We start from the raw sequence: 16,387 nt of genomic DNA, 5'->3' as shown, positions 1-16,387 counted from the left end.
CGGCGACGGGGTGTCCGCACCCCGTTGACCTGGACGGCACCCGGTGGGGCAGGCTCTACGAATCGTCTGACACCCTTCTCGGACACCCGGCACTACGGTGCCGGTGCGCCGGAATCCGAAGCGCCCTGGCTCGGGGTCCGAACCCGCTCCACGCGGCGCCTCGCCTCGACCAGCTTGACGAACTCATCGCTCACGGTGTGGTCGTGCGTCTCCGCCGCGCGCGCCACCAGCTGGTCCTGCAGCTCCCGGGCCTTCTCGGGAGGGAGCAGCTTCGCCAGCAGAAAGTAGACACCCCTGAAGCGGGGATCATCCACGTGTTCGATGATGCGCGCGTTGCCCGGCCCCAGGAACGTCTGGGCGATGAAGAAGTCCTGGAGCTTGTCGTGTCGGAAGTGCCATTCGCGCCCCTCCATCCCATCGGCGCCCTTCCATTCCCGGCGTACCACCATCTTGAAGGCCTCCATCCGCAGCAGCTCCTTGCCAAACTTCTCTTCCGCGATGGCTCCACGGTCCTCGAGCTTCATCCGGTAGGCCTCCTCCGCGAACGCCTCCAGGGGGAACTCCTCCAGGTTCACCTCCTGATAGTCCCGCGCCATCAGCTCGTACTGTTGCTGCTGGAGGCGGAACAGGTCCGGCGGGTGCCCCTCGGCCAGCATCCGCGCCACCACGGTGAGGTCCATCGGGTTGGAGAGCACCTCCAGCAGACTCCGGCGCAACTCCTCCGACTGCCTGGGAGTGGGAGACAGCGCCAGCAGCAGGAAGTTTTCGCAGGCCGCTAGGTAGGTCGCGCCCCGAAGCCGGGCACTGCCTTCCAGCAGCGGCTCGCGGCTGAGGAGGAACTCGCGCACCTGCTCCTCGGTGAGTGACTGCAACTCGTACAGGCTCGCTGTGGCTGGCGGCGTCCACTCCATCCGCTGCGTCACCAGGAGGATGTTGCCGTGGAACTTCGGCTCCACGAACTGGACGATGCGTGCCCGGGTATCCGCCGCCACCTCGTTGAGCCCATCGATGTAGATGTCCAGCGCCCCGCTGTAGATGATGCTCTGCAGGAAGCTGGTGTCCCGGGCGTGGCCTTCCAGCTTCGCTTGGATGGCCTCAAGGACCCCCTGCTTGCAGCGCTCAGCCGGCAGGTACACCGCCAGCGCGTTCGAGCCGCTCAGCAAATACTTGATGAACATCGACTTGCCCAGCCCCGAGGCCCCCTCCAGCACCACTTGGCCCCTCAGTCGCGGGAGGGCATGCAGCAGGGGCTTCCGCTGTCCCGTGGCGACAACGCACACCTCGGAGCGCTCGAAGTAGGCCGCCGGAGAGAAGCGCCCAAGGTCGGCATCCGCGAGCAGCAGCCGGTGGAAGGGCCCCAGCAGCCGGCGCCGCAGGAAGGGCAACCACGTGAGCAGCACGCCCACGTACCCGAAGCCCAGAATCCTGCGCACCCACGGGTTCCAGAAGAACACGGCCTGCACCTGCGCCGAGCGGGGGTAGAAGAAGATGAGCAGCAGCCAGAAGCCCGCGTGCGCCGCCCAGGCCCACCCCACCACCCTCGGCACCGCGGACAGTCGATGGATGGAATCGAGGGCCGTGTGCACACTCGCCGCCCGCGTCGGCTGGGAGTCCCTCAGGTTCTTCTCGTGGAGTTCGAGCAACGCGCGGTCCTTCTCCTGCCACCTGCCTCGGCCGAAGAGGGCCACCTGCGCGATCTGCCGCGACAGGTCCTCTTCCAGGAGCGGGAACCTCTTGGCGTACGACCAGAGTTCTGCGAAGGCCCGCAGGGTCGCCCGCGCCTCCTCAAGGGAGAGTTCCTTCTTCCGGGGAAGCGTGGTGGACAACCGCCACCCGAGCCACCGCAGCACGCGCTCCACCTGGGGCTCGCCTCCTCCCAGACCATGCGCCAGCGCCAACCACATGGGGCGCCCGGCGGGATTCCTGCCCTTCACCGAGGCCAGGAGCGCAACGTCCTCAAGCTTCAGGGGGCCCATGGCGACGAGGGCCTCCCATTCCGCCGAGAGGCCGAGTATCACGTCCTCGTCCAGGAGCATCGGGTCCTCGTCCAGGAGCATCGGGTCCTCGTCCAGACGCATGATGATGCGGGAGGCGTACTCCCGGGCGCCCAACTGCCCCAGGGCGCGCGCGGCGCCGGCACGAGCGGACGGGTGCGCGTCCTCCAGCATCTCGCCGATACGGGGGATCTGCTCCCGGACACCCAGCTCTCCCAACGCCATCGCAGCCTCCCCACGAACATCACCGTCCGGGTCCCTCAGCAGCTCGACGATGCGGGGAACCTGTGCCTTCGCGTCCTCGCCCATGATTGACAGCCCGGCCAGCGTGCCCATGCGGACCGCCGGGTCCGGGTCCTTCAAGCCCTGGGCCGTCTTCGCGGCGAGCTCGCTAAGCGGAAGACCCACCATCTCCCTCCCTTCCTCCTGGATCATTCGCATGCCCTCACGGACCTCCGGATCCTGGTCCTCCACCAGCGCCTCAAGGCTGGAAAGCGAGCCGAGGTTGGGAAGCGAGTCGAGGCGGGGGACCTGCGCTCCGGGGGACTCGCCCATGTTCTCCAAGGCTCGCGCTGCGGCCTGACGGACATTCTCGTCCGGATCCTCAAGCAGTGTGCTCAAGCGGGGGGCCTGCTCCCGGGCCGCCGCTCCCATGTCCCCCAGAGCGCGCGCCGCGATCCAACGGACCTTCCAGTGCGGGTCCTTCAGCATCTCTCCGAGAAGGGGGACCTGCTCCCGGGCGGCCTCTCCCATCTTGCCCAGGATCTCCGCCGCTGTCTGACGGACCGAGTCGTCCGGATCCTTCAGCATCTCGCCGAAGAGGGGGGCCTGCTCCCGGGCGGCCGCTCCCATGTTCTTCAAGACCGTCTGCGCGGATTGACGGACCGAGGCGTCCGGATCCTTCAGCATCTCGACGAGGACGGAGGCTTGCGTCCGGGTGACCTCCCCCATCTTCCCCAGGGCCCGCTCCGTGGCCTGACGGATCCTCCCGGCTTGCTCCACCCACAGCAGGCCGACGAGGCTCCGGACCGTGTCCGCGGAGGCCTCGCCCAAGGTCCCCTGGGTGATGAGGACTGCCTTCCAGAGATTCCCGCGTCCCGCGCGCATCGCCCGCGTCGCGCGGGGCGATTGGAGGAAGTCCTGGAGCTGCTCGCGGACCTGGGGAACAGCCTCCACGTCCTCGACCAGTGTCACCAGGGTCCAGGCCACCACCTCGTCGTCGGCGTCATCCAGGGCCGCGAACAGTCCCCGGACGTAGGACTCCTCCGCGTGGTCCACGGCCGCCCGCCCCACGCCACCGAGTGCCACACTCGCGGCGAGCAACAGCAGCAACACGTTTCGTCCGCGCATGGGACCTCCTCTTGAGTGGTCGCCGCCCATCCCCTCCTCCCGGAGGCTCGGACCCTGGACAGGCGCCTCATACTCTCGGCCCGATGGCTGGCGCGCGACCTGTCGTTCTCAGGAGAAGATGCGCCAGGAGGTGGAGTCGGCGGCCACCCGATGTGACCGGAGACGCGGCTCTCCGCGCGCCCATCCCCTAAAAGAGGCTATCCACATCCACCTTCCTGTAACCGGCGGGGACCTCGAAGAGGGAATCGGGCTGCTTGCCCAGTTTGATATCGGTGAGTTCCATGGTGTTGCCTTCCGCGTCCTCCGTGCGCACAGGGTGGCCGCGGCCGAGTTCGGGGGCGATCCACACCCGCATCTCTCTCAGTCCCTGGGTGGGGTTCCTGGGCACCATGTGCCACTTCTGTGCGGAAAGACCACCCACGCGCTCGGTGCCCAGCCGCTCGCAAGTGTAGTCCGCCCGGCCGGCGCAGGGGTCTTCGCTCTCCTGCATCCGATGTAGCGCGGAGAGTCCCTGGAATCCGGGCGGGAGGGCGGACAATTCCGTGGCTATCTTCTTTTGAGGTATCCATACCACCACCTTGCCGGTCCTCAGGTCCGTCAGTCCGACGCTCTCGATACCCCACACCTGCGATTCCACCCGCATCCGGTCGTTGCTCACGTAGAGCTTTACGTGCGTCTGCCCCAGCTCCGGTATGCGAATGACGTGCGTCGCCGAGAACTCGACCGACCCATCCTGCTTCGCGGACGCGGTGCCGACCGCCGTACAGGCCGCCAGGGCCAGGATGACTCGTCTCATGTGCACCCTCCCCACCTTCACCATTCCATAACACGCCGAGCCGCACCGGCTGGCCCGCCCTTCTCGCGAGCGCGGCCACTGGCTGGTAGGGCTTGCCGTTAGGCAATCCCCCAATCGAGCACTCCCCCGACGAACCGGTGGCCCTCGCGTGTCTAGAGCGTGGTGTGCGCTTCGAAGCGTTGCCACCGCCCACACAAGCATAGGTGGAGTCAATTCCTCAAGGCCGCCGCCCTCCGAGGGGCCCGGGACGAGGCGCCAGCCGAAGAGGCCCACGGGCCGCCGTCCCGGAGGACAACCTGGACACAAGAAGCATGAGCGCGCGCTGCTGCCGCCCGAGCAGGTGCAGCGCGTCGTGGAGTTGGTGCCCGAGGAGTACCAGGGTTGCAAGCGACGGCTGCGGGGGCAGGACAGCGCGCCCCGGCGTCACCAGGTGGTGGAGGTACCGCCCCTGTCGGCCCTTGTCACCGAGTACCGCTGCCATGTACTGCAGTGCCCTGGCTGCGGGGTGGTGACGCGCGGGGAGGTGCCCGCGCACGCGCGCAGCGTCTTCGGTGACAGGCTCGCAGCACTCGCCTCGTTGTTGGTAGGCAAGTACCGCCTCTCCAAGCGGCTGGTGAAGGACGCTTTGTCAGACATGCTGGATGTCGAGTTGTCGGTGGGCAGCGTCAGCAACCTGGAGGGCGAGATGTCGGACGCGCTCGCGCCAGCGGCGGCCGAAGCCCTCGCCTACGTGCGGGCCTCACAGGCGGCCAATGCCGACGAGACGGGGTTCGCGCAGGGCCGTGAGGGCGGCCGGGCCGCTCGCGCCTGGCTGTGGGTGGTGGCCACTGCGCTGGTGGTGGTGTTCCACATCGCCAGAAACCGCGGCGGCAAGGTGGCCCGTCATCTGCTCGGCGCGGACTTCGCGGGATTCCTCACCACCGACAGGTGGAGCGCCTACGAGTGGGTGGACGCAGGGCTGCGGCAGCTGTGCTGGACTCACCTCACACGAGACTTCCAGGGCTTCATCGACAGGAGAGGAAGGGGCGAGCGGATAGGCCGGGAGCTCATGCGTGAGCGCAACCGCTTCTTCAAGTGGTACCACCGCGTGCGCGACGGCACCATGACACGCGAGCACTTCGAGGAGCGCATGCGCGGCGTGGAACGCCGAGTCGGTCAACTGCTGCGCAAGGCGGCGCGGCGGGCGGAGAAGAAGACTGCCGGCATGGCCCGGGAAATCCTCCAGTGGGAGAAGTGCCTCTGGACGTTTGTCGATGTGCCGGACTTGGAGCCCACCAACAACTTCGGCGAGCGCTGCATCCGGCACGCCGTCATGTACAGGAAGACATCCTTCGGCACGCAGAGCGAAGAGGGCAGCCGCTTCGTGGAGCGCATCTTCACCGCCACCACCCTCTAGCTGCAGGGCCGTGACGTGCTCGAATTCCTGACCGACACCCTCGCCGCGCACCGTCGCGGCCTGCTCGGGCCTTCGCTCCTACCCACCGCGCCCGTACCTCAGCTCGCTCTCACCGCCTGAGCTGGTGAGCGGTACAGGTGACCTACTACAACGACGCGGGTTACGGCGCTTGCGGCACCCAGATCAACGCAGCCACGCAGGAGTTGGCCGCCGTGCCCTCGAACTAATGGACGGCTGCTTCCGCCCAAAATGATCCTCTCTGTAGGAAGTGCGTCAAGGTCACGTACAACGGGAAGTCAGTCACGGTGCCGGTGAAAGATAAATGCCCGGAGTGTGGCTCAGCCACCATCGACCTCAGCCAGCCAGCGATCCAGAAAGTCGCCAATACGGACATTGGCTAGGCCAAAGGCGTGAGCTGGAGCATTATCGACTGCTAAAACACCGACCGGTTTGATAGAAACCTCAATGATTCCAGCCATTTGCAATGACATACGCAGTGTCGCTATCGCACCAAGTGGCTGTTTTCCTTGAGAAAAGGTCCATCAAACCATTCGGTGTTCTAGGGGATATCCGCCGTAGCACTTTTTTGCGGCGGGGCGCGCCATCAGCCGGGCGGAGTAGGCCTTCCGCGTGGGCAGCTCATCTCCGAGCTGCCCGACCCGGTGGGCCAAGTAAAGCACGCCGCCCAGCACAACGTCAGCCGCGGTGAAGGTGTTGCCGACGATGTACTCGCGGCCCTTCATGCGCTCCTCAAGCACCGCGGCGACGGCAAAGCCGTGATTTCCTCGAGGACCTCGATCATTTGATGACGAACTCGATCGGATAGTGGTCGCTCACGAGCTTCATGGCGTCTAGGGATAGGTTGAACCTCTCGGTCAGATACGCGGTGCGAGCCTGCGCGGTATTCGCGCGCATCTTATCGCCTGCCACGACGGCTCGGTCGTAAGGGCAATCCGCCTTACCGACGGTGGTGTTGATGTCGTCCCCGATGAGCCAGGAGAACCGAGGGTCCGTGCGCAAGGGATTCGTCGCCCAGTGTTTCTTGGCGAAATAGGCGCATCCTGCGTTCATGTTCCCCATGATCACGCCGTTCTGGATGGTCCAGCGCTTCACGGCGTCGTCGTAGACCTTGACCAGGGCTCCGACCTCCTTGACCGCCGACGCGGGGTCCGTGTTGATCGGAACGACGAAGAAGTTCTTCACGGTCGCCTGGGTGGTGCTGAACCTGGCGACGAACGGCTCACGCGCGAAGAGGTCGTCGGCGTCGGCATAGTGGTAGCTGTCGACCACCTTGAGCGCGCTCTTCTTGTAAAGATAGGCATATTGCTGCTTCGCTGCCATCCGACCCAGACGGTTGCTCACGAGGATGCCGTATGCGTTGCCCGTCGCGGCGTTGACCTGGTTCAGGAGAGTCGTCGTGGTGTCGGTCCCGTCCCGGATTTCCTGCACGAGGACGAGGTCGTACTGCTTGATGGTGTCCACGACGACCTTCATGATGTCCGCGTTCTGCGCCCTGGTCGAGTTGAAGATCTGGATGTTCCAGCTCGCTACTTTCAGGGCCGCCGACGCGTCCAGGGCCCATATCAACGAGCCGAGGGCGATCCATGCGGTGACAAAGGAGTGTGTGACGGCCTTCAGGCCAGGCATGATGTTTCGTCCTTTCGTCGCTCCTGATTCAGGAGCGCTCAAGTCGGAGTATACGCCCGCGGCGTGGATTCCTCCTGCACGGCTTGAACCGGGATCGTCTGGGATGGGCCCGGGGTCGAGGACGGCGTGCCGTTGCGATGGTCCGCGACACGGCCCGCTCCGCAGCTCGGCGCCACCGGCTCCTGGGACAATCAGCCGCCACAGATCTTCTTTCTGAATTCTGGATATTTCACTGCATTGCCTTCTTCACAAGACCGCCGGGCGAGGTCGCCCAAGGATTTCAGATCCAGACGCGGGTCATGCGCCAACTCATGATAGACGCGCACCGTAGACATGCCGCCGACGTCCTCGGGCGCGAAGTCGCAATGCCCCTCCCGAACAAAAGCTTCATAAACATGTTCATACAGGTTCCTGCAGTCCCCCTCATCCGCGGCCTGCTTCCCCTTTGGAGAGATCTTGCGGATGGTCTGTTTGCCGTTCTGATAGACAAGAACTTGACGCTTGCCCTTATGATAGCCAAGGTCGACCTCAATCGAGTCCCCGTTCTGCTTCGTCGAGACCTCGCCTTTTTGCGATTCGAAGGTTTCGGATACAACGGGAGCAGCCCCCTTGCGCAGCTGGATGAAATAATGCGAATCGTTGGTGCCAGAACCACCAGGGTTTTCACTGAGCAGCACGACTTCGCCATCCTTCACTTGAAAAACCTTGATGATTGCGAGATGCATGTATTCTCTTCGATGGATCTCCTCTCCATTCAAGAGAACCACCCGAACGACCCCAGGGTATTTTTCTTCGTCTAGCTCCAGGTCCTTGATCTGCAGCTTGCCCAGGCGGGTGTCAGCCTCCAGGCGGGGTTCGGACTCACTCGCGAATGCTACCGGGGACAGCAGGAGAAGGATCAAAGCCAGGCGACACATTGTTTTCTCCTCGTGCTCAATGTCAGAGTGGAGTCCGCTCGGACGAACCGCTGCAAGAGGGTGCGCTCCCTCACCGCCGCGTATTCGGAGGACGGGGCCGCGTGTTGACGACACGCAACCCGCAACCTCGTCTCTTCACCCCGCGCCTCCGTCCGTAGAACCAGGCGGTGAGCACCACCGGGGGCGTACGCAGGCAGCACCTCGTGCGGGGGCAAGTGATTACTGCAAGCCAACCCCGGGACCCTTGGGCCCGGCAAGGCCCGCGCCCGGGTTGGTAGTGCCCGCAGGGCCTGCTGATCCTCCCAGCGTCGAGGGGATGCCTCCCGGTCCTCCGGGGCCGGTCAGCGTCGAGGGGATGCCTCCCGGTCCTCCGGGGCCCGTGAGCCGCGCGTTCGAGCCTGGCCCGAAGGAGACCTGTGCCTCACCGCCCTGCATCGGCTGGACGGAGAGGGCAGCGCCTCCCTGGACCTGGCCGCCCAGGTAGATGTTCACGACCATTGGCTGAGGCTGAGCCTGGACAGCCGTAGCCGCGTGCTGGAACCCTCCGAGCGTGCTCAGGGGAACTTCCGTGAGATCGCCAGCCTCTCCCAACCGCTCCAATTTCACGACTGCTCCCGTCGCGTCGACGGTCAGCAGGTACTTCGTCTGTTGAGACATCTCGCCTCCATGCGGTGACTTCTGTGTGCTCTCGAGCTCTTCCGCTCGCAGCTGCTCCGGCAGTATCGCCAGGGTGACAAGAAGAGAGCCGATGCTGGCAATGACGCCCTGCTCGATGAGCCGCTCCAGCACCGGTGTGGGATCCACGGACCGCGAGTCACCAGCCACTGCGCGGAGCGCCTGCTCGCGCGAGGCCGGCGCGTCACATGCCAGCAGCAGTGCCAGGGCCTCCGCGGACAGCCGCTCGCTGCGGGGAGAGACGGTGAATCGGCTGTCGATGAGGACGAACCCGCCCTGCCAGTGTGGCCTGACGGCCAGCTCGCCGCTCTCGCGCCGCTGGTGCCGCTCCTTCCACTCCCGACAGAAGGCATTCAGCGCCGCACCCCTCTCGAGCACCTGCCCGAACTGGGGGTGCTCGTAGTCGAAGTAGTAGGCCAGCGCCTCCAGTGTCTCCTGCGGGAAGGGGAAGATGTGCCGGTAGGCGGGCATCGGGGCAATCCGGGTGAACCCGTGCTCTCGCCAGCGCGCGTGGTTGGGGCTGAAGCGGTCCAGCCGGATGGGGGACACCGCGTCGGGCGGCCGCAGATGCACCATCTTCCGCAGCAGGGAGAGCGTCCGCTCGTAGTCGTCCAGATCCTCCTGGGGGAACCCGTAGAGGACATTCCAGAGCGACTCCACGCCGGCTTCCTGACACCAGCGCAGCAGCGCGACGTTCTGCGCGCCGGTGACGCCCTTGCGCATCACCCGCAGTATCCCGTCCGTGACGCTCTCGACTCCGGCCTGGACGTGCGTGATACCCGCGGCGCGGAGCTGCTTCACCTGACGGCGCTTCAGGTTGGATTTGATCTCGAAGAACTTCTCCGTCCGCGCGGGCTGCTCCGCCCAGTAGGGAAGGAGATCCTTGAAGTAGTCCATCCCGAGGATGTTGTCGGCGAACTGAAGGGGAATGGGGCCATAGCGCCGGGCGATCTCCTCCGTCTCCTCCTGCACCCGGCGCGTGCTCTTGCGGCGGAAGGCCATCGTCTCGCCGTTGAGGCCGCAGAAGGTGCAGTGGGAGCGGGCCCCCCACCAGCAGCCGCGAGAGGCCTCCACCGGCAGCCACATCCCCTGGGCCAGTTGCGGCGCGCTGGTGTGCATGACCCGGAAGTAGTCCTCGTAATCGGGCGTCGGCAGCGCATCGAGCTCCGGCGAGCCCGAGCCTCGGCTCCGAGGTGACTGGTGGACCGCGCCGCCCCTCCGGTAGAGGAATCCCGCGGGGATCTCGTCGCGTCCGTCGCGCAGGTTCTCGCAGAGCTGGGGGAAGGAAGTGTCCGCTTCGCTGGTGGCCACGTAGTCGAGGAACTCGAAGTGCTCCATGTACTGCCGGCCCATGTCCGCTTCGAAGTTCGCGCCGCCCGCCGCCAGCTTCACGTGCGGGTACCGCTCGCGGATCATCTTCGCCAGGCAGAGCGAGGGCATCGTCTGCTCGAAGGTGCTGGTGAAGCCAACCAGGTCGTATTGCCCCCAGTCACAGGACTCGAAGGCCACCCGCAGGAACAGGGGTGCCAGCTCTTCCAGCGCCCACACGTGTGTTCGCTTCTCGGGAGCCAGTCCCCACACGGGCTGGTCGAGAACCTCGCGTGCGTAGGCCTCCCTCGCCGAGCCCCGGCGTCCGTAGAAAGCCTGGGAGAAGGCCCACTCTCCCGCCAGTGCCGTCATTGGCGCCTCGTGGCAGAAGAAGGAGTAGCTCTCTGCCCCGAGCATCTTCCACAGCAGGACGTTGAAGTACTTGGTGTGGCACTCGATGCCTCGGTGCTTGACGGCCGCCTGTAGCAGCCCCGCGGCGAGGCTTGGACGGTTCACCGCAGCAAGGGGCATCACGACCAAGGCGACTCTCATGGGCAACTGCACAGCCTAGAAGAGGATGGCGGATTCATCAATCGCATTTGATAATACTCAGCCTCCGTTCTGGAACTCCACCTTCGCATCGAAAGGTGAAGGCGTGCGGCGTGGGTCCGTTTTCGCGCAGATGCCGAACGGCTCCAAACAGCACATCGCCACGGAGATGGACCTCTCCGTGGCGTGCACTGTCATCAGGAACATTGGGGGAGCCGGCGCTCCTGGCTGTTCTGGTGCCCGCTGTCCTCCCGAGGCATCATCCCGCGCGCATGAGCGATACGAACGGCGACGGTCGCAAGTCATCCCCGGGCGAGCTCCGCCCCGAGCTCGCGGAGCTTCGGGAGCGTCTCGCGGCCACCACGGACGCCGGCCGTCCGGATGCGGTTGCCAGGCGGCGCAAGACCGGCCAGCGCACGGCCCGGGAGAACATCGACGACCTCATCGACCCGGGGAGCTTCGTCGAGTACGGAGGGCTCGCGCTCGCGGAGCAGCGCTCGACCCGGTCCATGGAGGACCTCATCCGGGCGAGCCCCGCGGATGGCCTCGTCTGCGGGCTTGGCACCGTCAACCGCGCGCTCTTCGATGACGAGCGCGCGCGCGCCCTGGTGATGGCCTACGACTACACGGTCTTCGCCGGCACCCAGGGCCTCATGGGCCACCAGAAGCTCGACCGCATGCTCGCACTCGCCGCGCAGTGGCGTGTACCGGTGGTGCTCTTCGCCGAGGGCGGTGGCGGGCGCCCGAACGACACGGACACGCATACCGTCGCGGGGCTGGATACGCCCAGCTTCCTGTCCTTCGCCTCGCTCTCGGGGCTCGTCCCCCGTGTCGGCATCGCCTCCGGGCGCTGCTTCGCCGGGAACGCGGCACTGCTGGGCTGCTGTGACGTCATCATCGCCACGGACGACAGCAACATCGGAATGGGCGGCCCGGCGATGATCGAAGGCGGCGGGCTCGGGACGTTCGCACCGGAGGAGATTGGCCCCGCGGACGTCCAGACCCGCAACGGGGTCATCGACGTCCGCGTGCGCGACGAGGCGGAGGCAGTGGCCGTCGCGAAGAAGTACCTCTCCTACTTCCAGGGCCCGGTCCCCCCGGGCGCGTGTGCGGACCAGACGGCGCTGCGCGAGGCCCTGCCCGAGAACCGCCGCCGTGCCTACAAGATCCGGCCCATCATCGAGATGCTGGCGGACACGGGGTCCGTGCTCGAGCTGCGCCGTGACTTCGGACGAAGCCTGGTGACGGCGCTGGTGCGAATCGAGGGACAGCCGCTCGGGCTCATCGCGAACGATACGCTCCACCTCGGCGGTGCCATCGACGCGAACGCCTCCGACAAGGCCGCGCGCTTCTTCCAGCTCTGCGACGCCTTCGGGCTGCCCATCGTGTCGCTGTGTGACACCCCCGGGTTCATGGTGGGGCCGCAGGCCGAGACGACCGCCCTCGTGCGCCACGTCTCCCGCATGTTCGTGAACGCGGCCAGCCTCTCGGTCCCCTTCTTCACGGTCGTCCTGCGGCGGGGCTATGGGCTCGGAGCGCAGGCGATGGCCGGCGGGCACTTCCACGCGCCGTTCTTCATCGTGTCCTGGCCCACGGGCGAGTTCGGGGGGATGAACCTGGAGGGGGCCGTCCGCATCGGCATGCGCAAGCAGCTCGAGGCCATCGAGGACCCGGCGGCCCGCGAGGAGATGGCCCAGGCGATGATCGCCGAGGCCCATCGGCGCGGAAAGGCGCTCAACATGGCCTCGCTCCTGGAGATCGACGCGGTGATCGACCCCGCGGAGACCCGCTCCTGGATTCTCCGGGGTCTGCGGTCCGTACCGCGTCCTGTTCGCGAGGGGCGGCGCAGGTTCATCGACACCTGGTGAGGGCCTACGGCAACAGGCCGCGCAGCCCCCTGGTAGAGTGCACGTTGGACCGCGAAACAGGAGGCTGGTGGGCACGAGGAGGCGCCTCCACCCGCCCGCGAGCGACCTGAAGATTTTTTGGGACGCCGGCCGGGTCATTCCCTCTTCTACCCCCGAAAGCCCGGGACAGCCCCTGGCCGCTTCATGGAGTGGAGATGCGCCCACCTGAACTCTTGAAATCCACTGGTGCCCCTCGCCCTGGCGCTAGCGCACAGCGCTCGAGCTCCCGTCAGCAGCCGTCCTCGGCCGCTCTGCTCGCCGTGCTGCTCGTTGTCCCCCTCGCGGTGCATGCGCAGGGCGGTAAGGGCTCCAAGACCGTTGAGGACGACCTCGTCTCGGTGAGTCGTCTGTACGAAGCGCTCGAGTACGAACGCGCGCTGGAGCGGATCGAGCAGGCCAAACGCATGGTGCCAGGCGTGGAAGCGAGCGTCGCGCTCGTGCTCTACGAGGGAATCATCCTGTCGGAGATGATCCGGATGGATGAGGCCAACCGGGCATTCAGGGCGGCGTTGTTCCTCCGGCCGGATGCGAAGCTGCCCGTGACGGTGTCTCCCAAGCTGGAAAGGCACTTCGAGCTCGTTCGCGCGGAGGTGAAGAGGGAACAGGCACTCATTCGCGACATGCGCGAGGCGAAGCAACGGCACGAAACCGCCATCGCTCAACGGGAGACGACTCCCGGCATGCCACCACCGCCGGAGATGACCTCTCCCTGGCGCTCACGTGCACTCCTTCCCACCATCGCGGGTGGAGTTCTCCTGGTGGCGGGAGGGGTGTCCTATGGGCTGTCCAGGAATGAGCTGTTGAAGCTGCGCGATGAGAAACCGGGGATCGCCACGTACGCGGGCGCACAGGCCAGTGCGTCGCGTGGCAAGACATTGCAGACGATGGGCATGGGATTCGTGGGGGCGGGCGTGGTGGGGCTGGGCGTCGCGGCGGGCCTCTATCTGCTGGGTGGACCTTCCCACCCCATGGCACTCGGTGTGAGTACGGATGGAACGTCGGCCTTCATCCACGGGAGTTGGCGATGACTGCTTCGATTGAACCGCGACGCATCTTGGGTATGGCGATGTTGCTCGCCGGCATCTCCGCCTGCTCCGATTTCGATGACGCGCTGGGAGAATGGCACAGACGCCACCTGGAGAACCCGCAAGACGAACAACCCGTGGTGGACTCCCACTGCAACGGCATGGCCGGAGCCGGGCTCTTCGTGGATCCGGTGAATGGCAGTGATGCCCCTGGCAATCCAGGCTCACCAGACGCCCCCCTGCGCACGGTGCGGGAGGCACTCCAACGGCTTCGGAGTGGCCAGGTCCATGGCAAGGTGGCCATCTACCTGGCAAGCGGGTCGTTCGACGAGGCCGCACTCACCCTGGATGTCCCCGTGTCCCTGTGCGGTGGATATGGCGGGGTCAACGATTGGGTGCACAGGGAGGGACAGCGCTCGCGGCTGGCGGGTGGCACGGTGGGGTTGACCGTGCGCGACCTGCCCGACGCGGGCATCGTGCTGAAGGACGTGAGCATCCACTCCGCGAACGGGGTGGCGCCCAGTGAGCCCTCCATTGCCTTGCGCGTGCTGCGGTCCTCCGGAGTGGAGCTGCGCCACGTCGTGCTGGAGGCGGGCCTCGGGGCGCCGGGCGCGGACGGCGGCTCCGGGACTCCGGGCCAGGGTGGTGCGAACGGAGGCAATGGCAGCGACGCCTATGACACCATCCCGGGCAGCGGCGGCCAGGCGGGAACGACGGCCTGCGCGGGGAGCGACCGCTCGGGCGGAGCGGGTGGATCGGGCGTGACCGCCGGCAACGGCTACGCGGGCAGTCCAGGCAAGCCCGATACACGAGGAGGAGCGGAAGGCAGCGGTGACAGCGACATCATCTGCGGGTCGGATGTCGAATACTGCAATTGCAATGGCTACCCGGGTGGCAACGGAACCCCGGGCGCCATGGGCGCCAAGGGCCTCTCCGGTGCGGTGGGCAGTGGCCTGGGGACATTGGATCTCCTCGGGGGTGTATGGATACCCAACCAGCAAGGTGGCAACGGTAACGCGGGCCACCCCGGCGAGGGTGGCGGTGGCGGTGGCGGCGGCGGAAGCAGCGACGGCTATAACCCGTTTTTCACTCCCGCGGCCGGAGGCGGAGGAGGAGGAGGCGGCGGTGGTGGCTGCGGCGGCACAGGTGGGCAGGGCGGCGGAGGCGGTGGAGCCTCCATCTCGCTGCTCCTGGTCGATTCACGGGTGACAGTGGGTGAAGGCACGCAACTGCACGTGCTCGGCGGTGGCCCGGGTGGCAGCGGCGGCGCGGGTGGAGAGGGGGGCCTGGGCGGCCTGGGGGGTACCGGAGGGACGGGAGGCTTCGAGATCATCTCGGAGGAACAAACGCCCATCGCCAAGACCATCTACAGCACGGGAGGCAGCGGCGGCAAAGGCGGCAAGGGCGGCAAGGGCGGAGGTGGCGGCGCGGGTGGAGGTGGCGGCGGCGGCCCGTCGGTGGGCGTGTGGTGCGGCCCGAATGCCGGTTTCGTCTCCTCCACGACGCTCTCCGAGCAGGGCATTGGGCCTGGTGGGGCGGGAGGCACGAGTCCCAGCGGGAACGCAGGTGCGGCAGGGAGCCGATTGTTGACGTACGGCTGCCCTGTCTCCCCATAGGAACCCTGTCGCGTCTCAGGCCGCCCGCGCCGCGAGCGCCCGCAGCACGTCCGCGGTGTCCACCACGCGGCCGAACTCGGTCGCCAGGGTGGCCAGATGCACGCGGTGCATGGTGTCCGCGTCGAACAGGGTGCCATCGGGTGCCCGCTGCGCCCAGGTGTGGCAGGCATCACCCACCACCACGAGGTCGAAGCCGAGGTTGGCCGCCATGCGCGCGGTGGTGGAGACGCACATGTCCGTGGCGATGCCGAAGAGGACGACCTGCCGCACGCCGGCCGCACGCAGGCGGGCCTCCAGGTCGGTGCCGATGAAGGCGCTGTTCACGGTCTTGGTGAGCAGCGGCTCGCCGGCGAGCGGCTCGAACCCCGGCTTGAGCGCGTTGCCCGGCTGCCCCGGGCGCAGCGGCGAGGTGGGAGAGCGACTGTCATGGCGCACGATGACGAGCGGCCGCCCGGAGCGCCGCCAGGCCGCGAGGAGCTGAAGCGCGTGCGCCTCCATGTGGGGGTTGTTGCGCGGGCCCCAGGATGGGTCGTCGAAGCCCTGCTGCACGTCGATGGAGATGAGCGCTGCGCGGTCGTGGAGGTCCATGTGCTTGCTCCCGTGGGTGGTGAAGCGGCACCCTAGAGAGGACGGTCGCCGGTAGACAGGTGGCGGAGTGCCGCTCCACCGGCGAAGTGCCGGTGGGAACCGGGGATGGGCCCGCGGGAGGAGACAACGGGTATGGCGCTGGACGAGTTGGACGGGCGGATCCTGGCCCTGCTGGAGGCCAATGGGCGGGAGTCCGCCACCAAGCTGGCGGCAAAGGTGGGCCTCTCGCGCTCCGCGGTCCAGGAGCGGGTGGCCCGGCTCGAGCGCGACGGCATCATCCAGGGCTACACCATCCGGCGGGGGAGCGGCGGGCCGCCAGCCGGCGTGGACGCCTACCTCTTCGTGCGGCTGGAGGGGGCTGCGTGCCCCCGGGTAGCCCCCCGGGTGCGCGAGCTGCCGGAGGTGCTCAGCATCGAGTCGCTCGCCGGGGAGCTCGACATGCTCATCCGCGCGCACGTCCCCGACATGAGGGCCCTGAACACACTGCGCGAGCGCGTGGCCCATCTCCCCGAGGTGCGCGCCGTCACCACGGCCCCGGTGCTCGCCGTGCACCTGGACCGGCGCTGACACACCCAGGCGACGACGCGTGGCGCTCCGAGCCGTCAGTCTCGACCCACGA

At 66.9% G+C, this 16,387-nt stretch carries 12 protein-coding genes and 1 pseudogene; 5 read left to right on the top strand and 8 right to left on the bottom strand.

Annotated elements, in window-relative coordinates:
• Positions 1-92: 92 nt before the first annotated feature.
• On the bottom strand, positions 93-3,344 hold the full coding sequence (locus NR810_RS37655) for a HEAT repeat domain-containing protein (protein ID WP_257459670.1): 3,252 nt from the start codon (positions 3,342-3,344) through the stop codon (positions 93-95).
• A 187-nt stretch (positions 3,345-3,531) separates the two neighbouring features.
• Positions 3,532-4,140 carry a DUF4412 domain-containing protein gene (locus NR810_RS37650; RefSeq protein WP_257459669.1) on the bottom strand — a complete coding sequence of 203 codons (609 nt, stop codon included), beginning with the start codon at positions 4,138-4,140 and terminating at the stop codon, positions 3,532-3,534.
• A 211-nt stretch (positions 4,141-4,351) separates the two neighbouring features.
• Between NR810_RS37650 and tnpC the strand changes: the two are divergent.
• A pseudogene (gene tnpC / locus NR810_RS37645) lies at positions 4,352-5,656 on the top strand (IS66 family transposase); the annotation flags it as partial.
• Positions 5,657-5,874: 218 nt separating this feature from the next.
• On the opposite strand, the gene NR810_RS37635 reads toward tnpC, so the two are convergent.
• The 5 genes from NR810_RS37635 to NR810_RS37615 all read right to left on the bottom strand — a co-directional run bounded on the left by NR810_RS37635 (position 5,875) and on the right by NR810_RS37615 (position 10,635).
• Positions 5,875-6,027, bottom strand: a complete 153-nt coding sequence (locus tag NR810_RS37635) for a hypothetical protein (protein WP_257459667.1) — start codon at positions 6,025-6,027, stop codon at positions 5,875-5,877.
• A gap of 51 nt (positions 6,028-6,078) precedes the next feature.
• Entirely contained in the window at positions 6,079-6,294 is a 216-nt protein-coding gene (locus NR810_RS37630) for a glutathione binding-like protein (RefSeq protein ID WP_257459666.1), read from the bottom strand.
• A gap of 40 nt (positions 6,295-6,334) precedes the next feature.
• Complete coding sequence (locus NR810_RS37625) at positions 6,335-7,183, bottom strand: exonuclease/endonuclease/phosphatase family protein (RefSeq protein ID WP_257459663.1); 849 nt, start codon at positions 7,181-7,183, stop codon at positions 6,335-6,337.
• Positions 7,184-7,374: 191 nt separating this feature from the next.
• Positions 7,375-8,100: a hypothetical protein gene (locus NR810_RS37620; protein ID WP_257459661.1), complete on the bottom strand. Its 726-nt coding sequence runs from the start codon at positions 8,098-8,100 to the stop codon at positions 7,375-7,377.
• Positions 8,101-8,319: 219 nt separating this feature from the next.
• The gene (locus tag NR810_RS37615; RefSeq protein ID WP_257459659.1) at positions 8,320-10,635 is read right to left on the bottom strand and encodes a RiPP maturation radical SAM C-methyltransferase; all 2,316 of its coding nucleotides are present in this window, start codon (positions 10,633-10,635) and stop codon (positions 8,320-8,322) included.
• A 269-nt stretch (positions 10,636-10,904) separates the two neighbouring features.
• Between NR810_RS37615 and NR810_RS37610 the strand changes: the two genes are divergently transcribed.
• The 3 genes from NR810_RS37610 to NR810_RS37600 all read left to right on the top strand — a co-directional run bounded on the left by NR810_RS37610 (position 10,905) and on the right by NR810_RS37600 (position 15,180).
• Complete coding sequence (locus NR810_RS37610) at positions 10,905-12,500, top strand: acyl-CoA carboxylase subunit beta (protein WP_257459657.1); 1,596 nt, start codon at positions 10,905-10,907, stop codon at positions 12,498-12,500.
• 377 nt (positions 12,501-12,877) lie between these two features.
• The gene (locus NR810_RS37605) at positions 12,878-13,567 is read left to right on the top strand and encodes a hypothetical protein (protein WP_257459654.1); all 690 of its coding nucleotides are present in this window, start codon (positions 12,878-12,880) and stop codon (positions 13,565-13,567) included.
• A complete protein-coding gene (locus tag NR810_RS37600) occupies positions 13,564-15,180 on the top strand; it encodes a hypothetical protein (protein WP_257459697.1) in 1,617 nt (538 codons plus the stop codon). Before NR810_RS37605 ends, NR810_RS37600 begins: the two co-directional genes overlap by 4 nt.
• 15 nt (positions 15,181-15,195) lie before the next feature.
• Here the strand turns inward: NR810_RS37600 and NR810_RS37595 are convergent, their stop codons facing one another.
• On the bottom strand, positions 15,196-15,768 hold the full coding sequence (locus tag NR810_RS37595) for a cysteine hydrolase family protein (protein ID WP_257459653.1): 573 nt from the start codon (positions 15,766-15,768) through the stop codon (positions 15,196-15,198).
• 132 nt (positions 15,769-15,900) lie between these two features.
• Between NR810_RS37595 and NR810_RS37590 the strand changes: the two genes are divergently transcribed.
• A complete protein-coding gene (locus tag NR810_RS37590) occupies positions 15,901-16,335 on the top strand; it encodes an Lrp/AsnC family transcriptional regulator (protein ID WP_257459652.1) in 435 nt (144 codons plus the stop codon).
• Positions 16,336-16,387: the final 52 nt, after the last annotated feature.

Source organism: Archangium lipolyticum, from assembly GCF_024623785.1.
Taxonomy (GTDB): Bacteria; Myxococcota; Myxococcia; order Myxococcales; family Myxococcaceae; genus Archangium; species Archangium lipolyticum.
Note: the sequence above shows the minus strand (reverse complement) of the source record. Positions and strands in the feature narration are given on the sequence as shown.

Excerpts from the sequence above, each read along its gene's own strand:
- NR810_RS37655 (WP_257459670.1), bottom strand. The coding sequence starts at position 3,344 with ATGCGCGGACGAAACGTGTTGCTGCTGTTGCTCGCCGCGAGTGTGGCA.
- NR810_RS37650 (WP_257459669.1), bottom strand. The coding sequence starts at position 4,140 with ATGAGACGAGTCATCCTGGCCCTGGCGGCCTGTACGGCGGTCGGCACC.
- NR810_RS37635 (WP_257459667.1), bottom strand. The coding sequence starts at position 6,027 with ATGTCATTGCAAATGGCTGGAATCATTGAGGTTTCTATCAAACCGGTC.
- NR810_RS37625 (WP_257459663.1), bottom strand. The coding sequence starts at position 7,183 with ATGCCTGGCCTGAAGGCCGTCACACACTCCTTTGTCACCGCATGGATC.
- NR810_RS37620 (WP_257459661.1), bottom strand. The coding sequence starts at position 8,100 with ATGTGTCGCCTGGCTTTGATCCTTCTCCTGCTGTCCCCGGTAGCATTC.
- NR810_RS37615 (WP_257459659.1), bottom strand. The coding sequence starts at position 10,635 with ATGAGAGTCGCCTTGGTCGTGATGCCCCTTGCTGCGGTGAACCGTCCA.
- NR810_RS37610 (WP_257459657.1), top strand. The coding sequence starts at position 10,905 with ATGAGCGATACGAACGGCGACGGTCGCAAGTCATCCCCGGGCGAGCTC.
- NR810_RS37600 (WP_257459697.1), top strand. The coding sequence starts at position 13,564 with ATGACTGCTTCGATTGAACCGCGACGCATCTTGGGTATGGCGATGTTG.
- NR810_RS37595 (WP_257459653.1), bottom strand. The coding sequence starts at position 15,768 with ATGGACCTCCACGACCGCGCAGCGCTCATCTCCATCGACGTGCAGCAG.
- NR810_RS37590 (WP_257459652.1), top strand. The coding sequence starts at position 15,901 with ATGGCGCTGGACGAGTTGGACGGGCGGATCCTGGCCCTGCTGGAGGCC.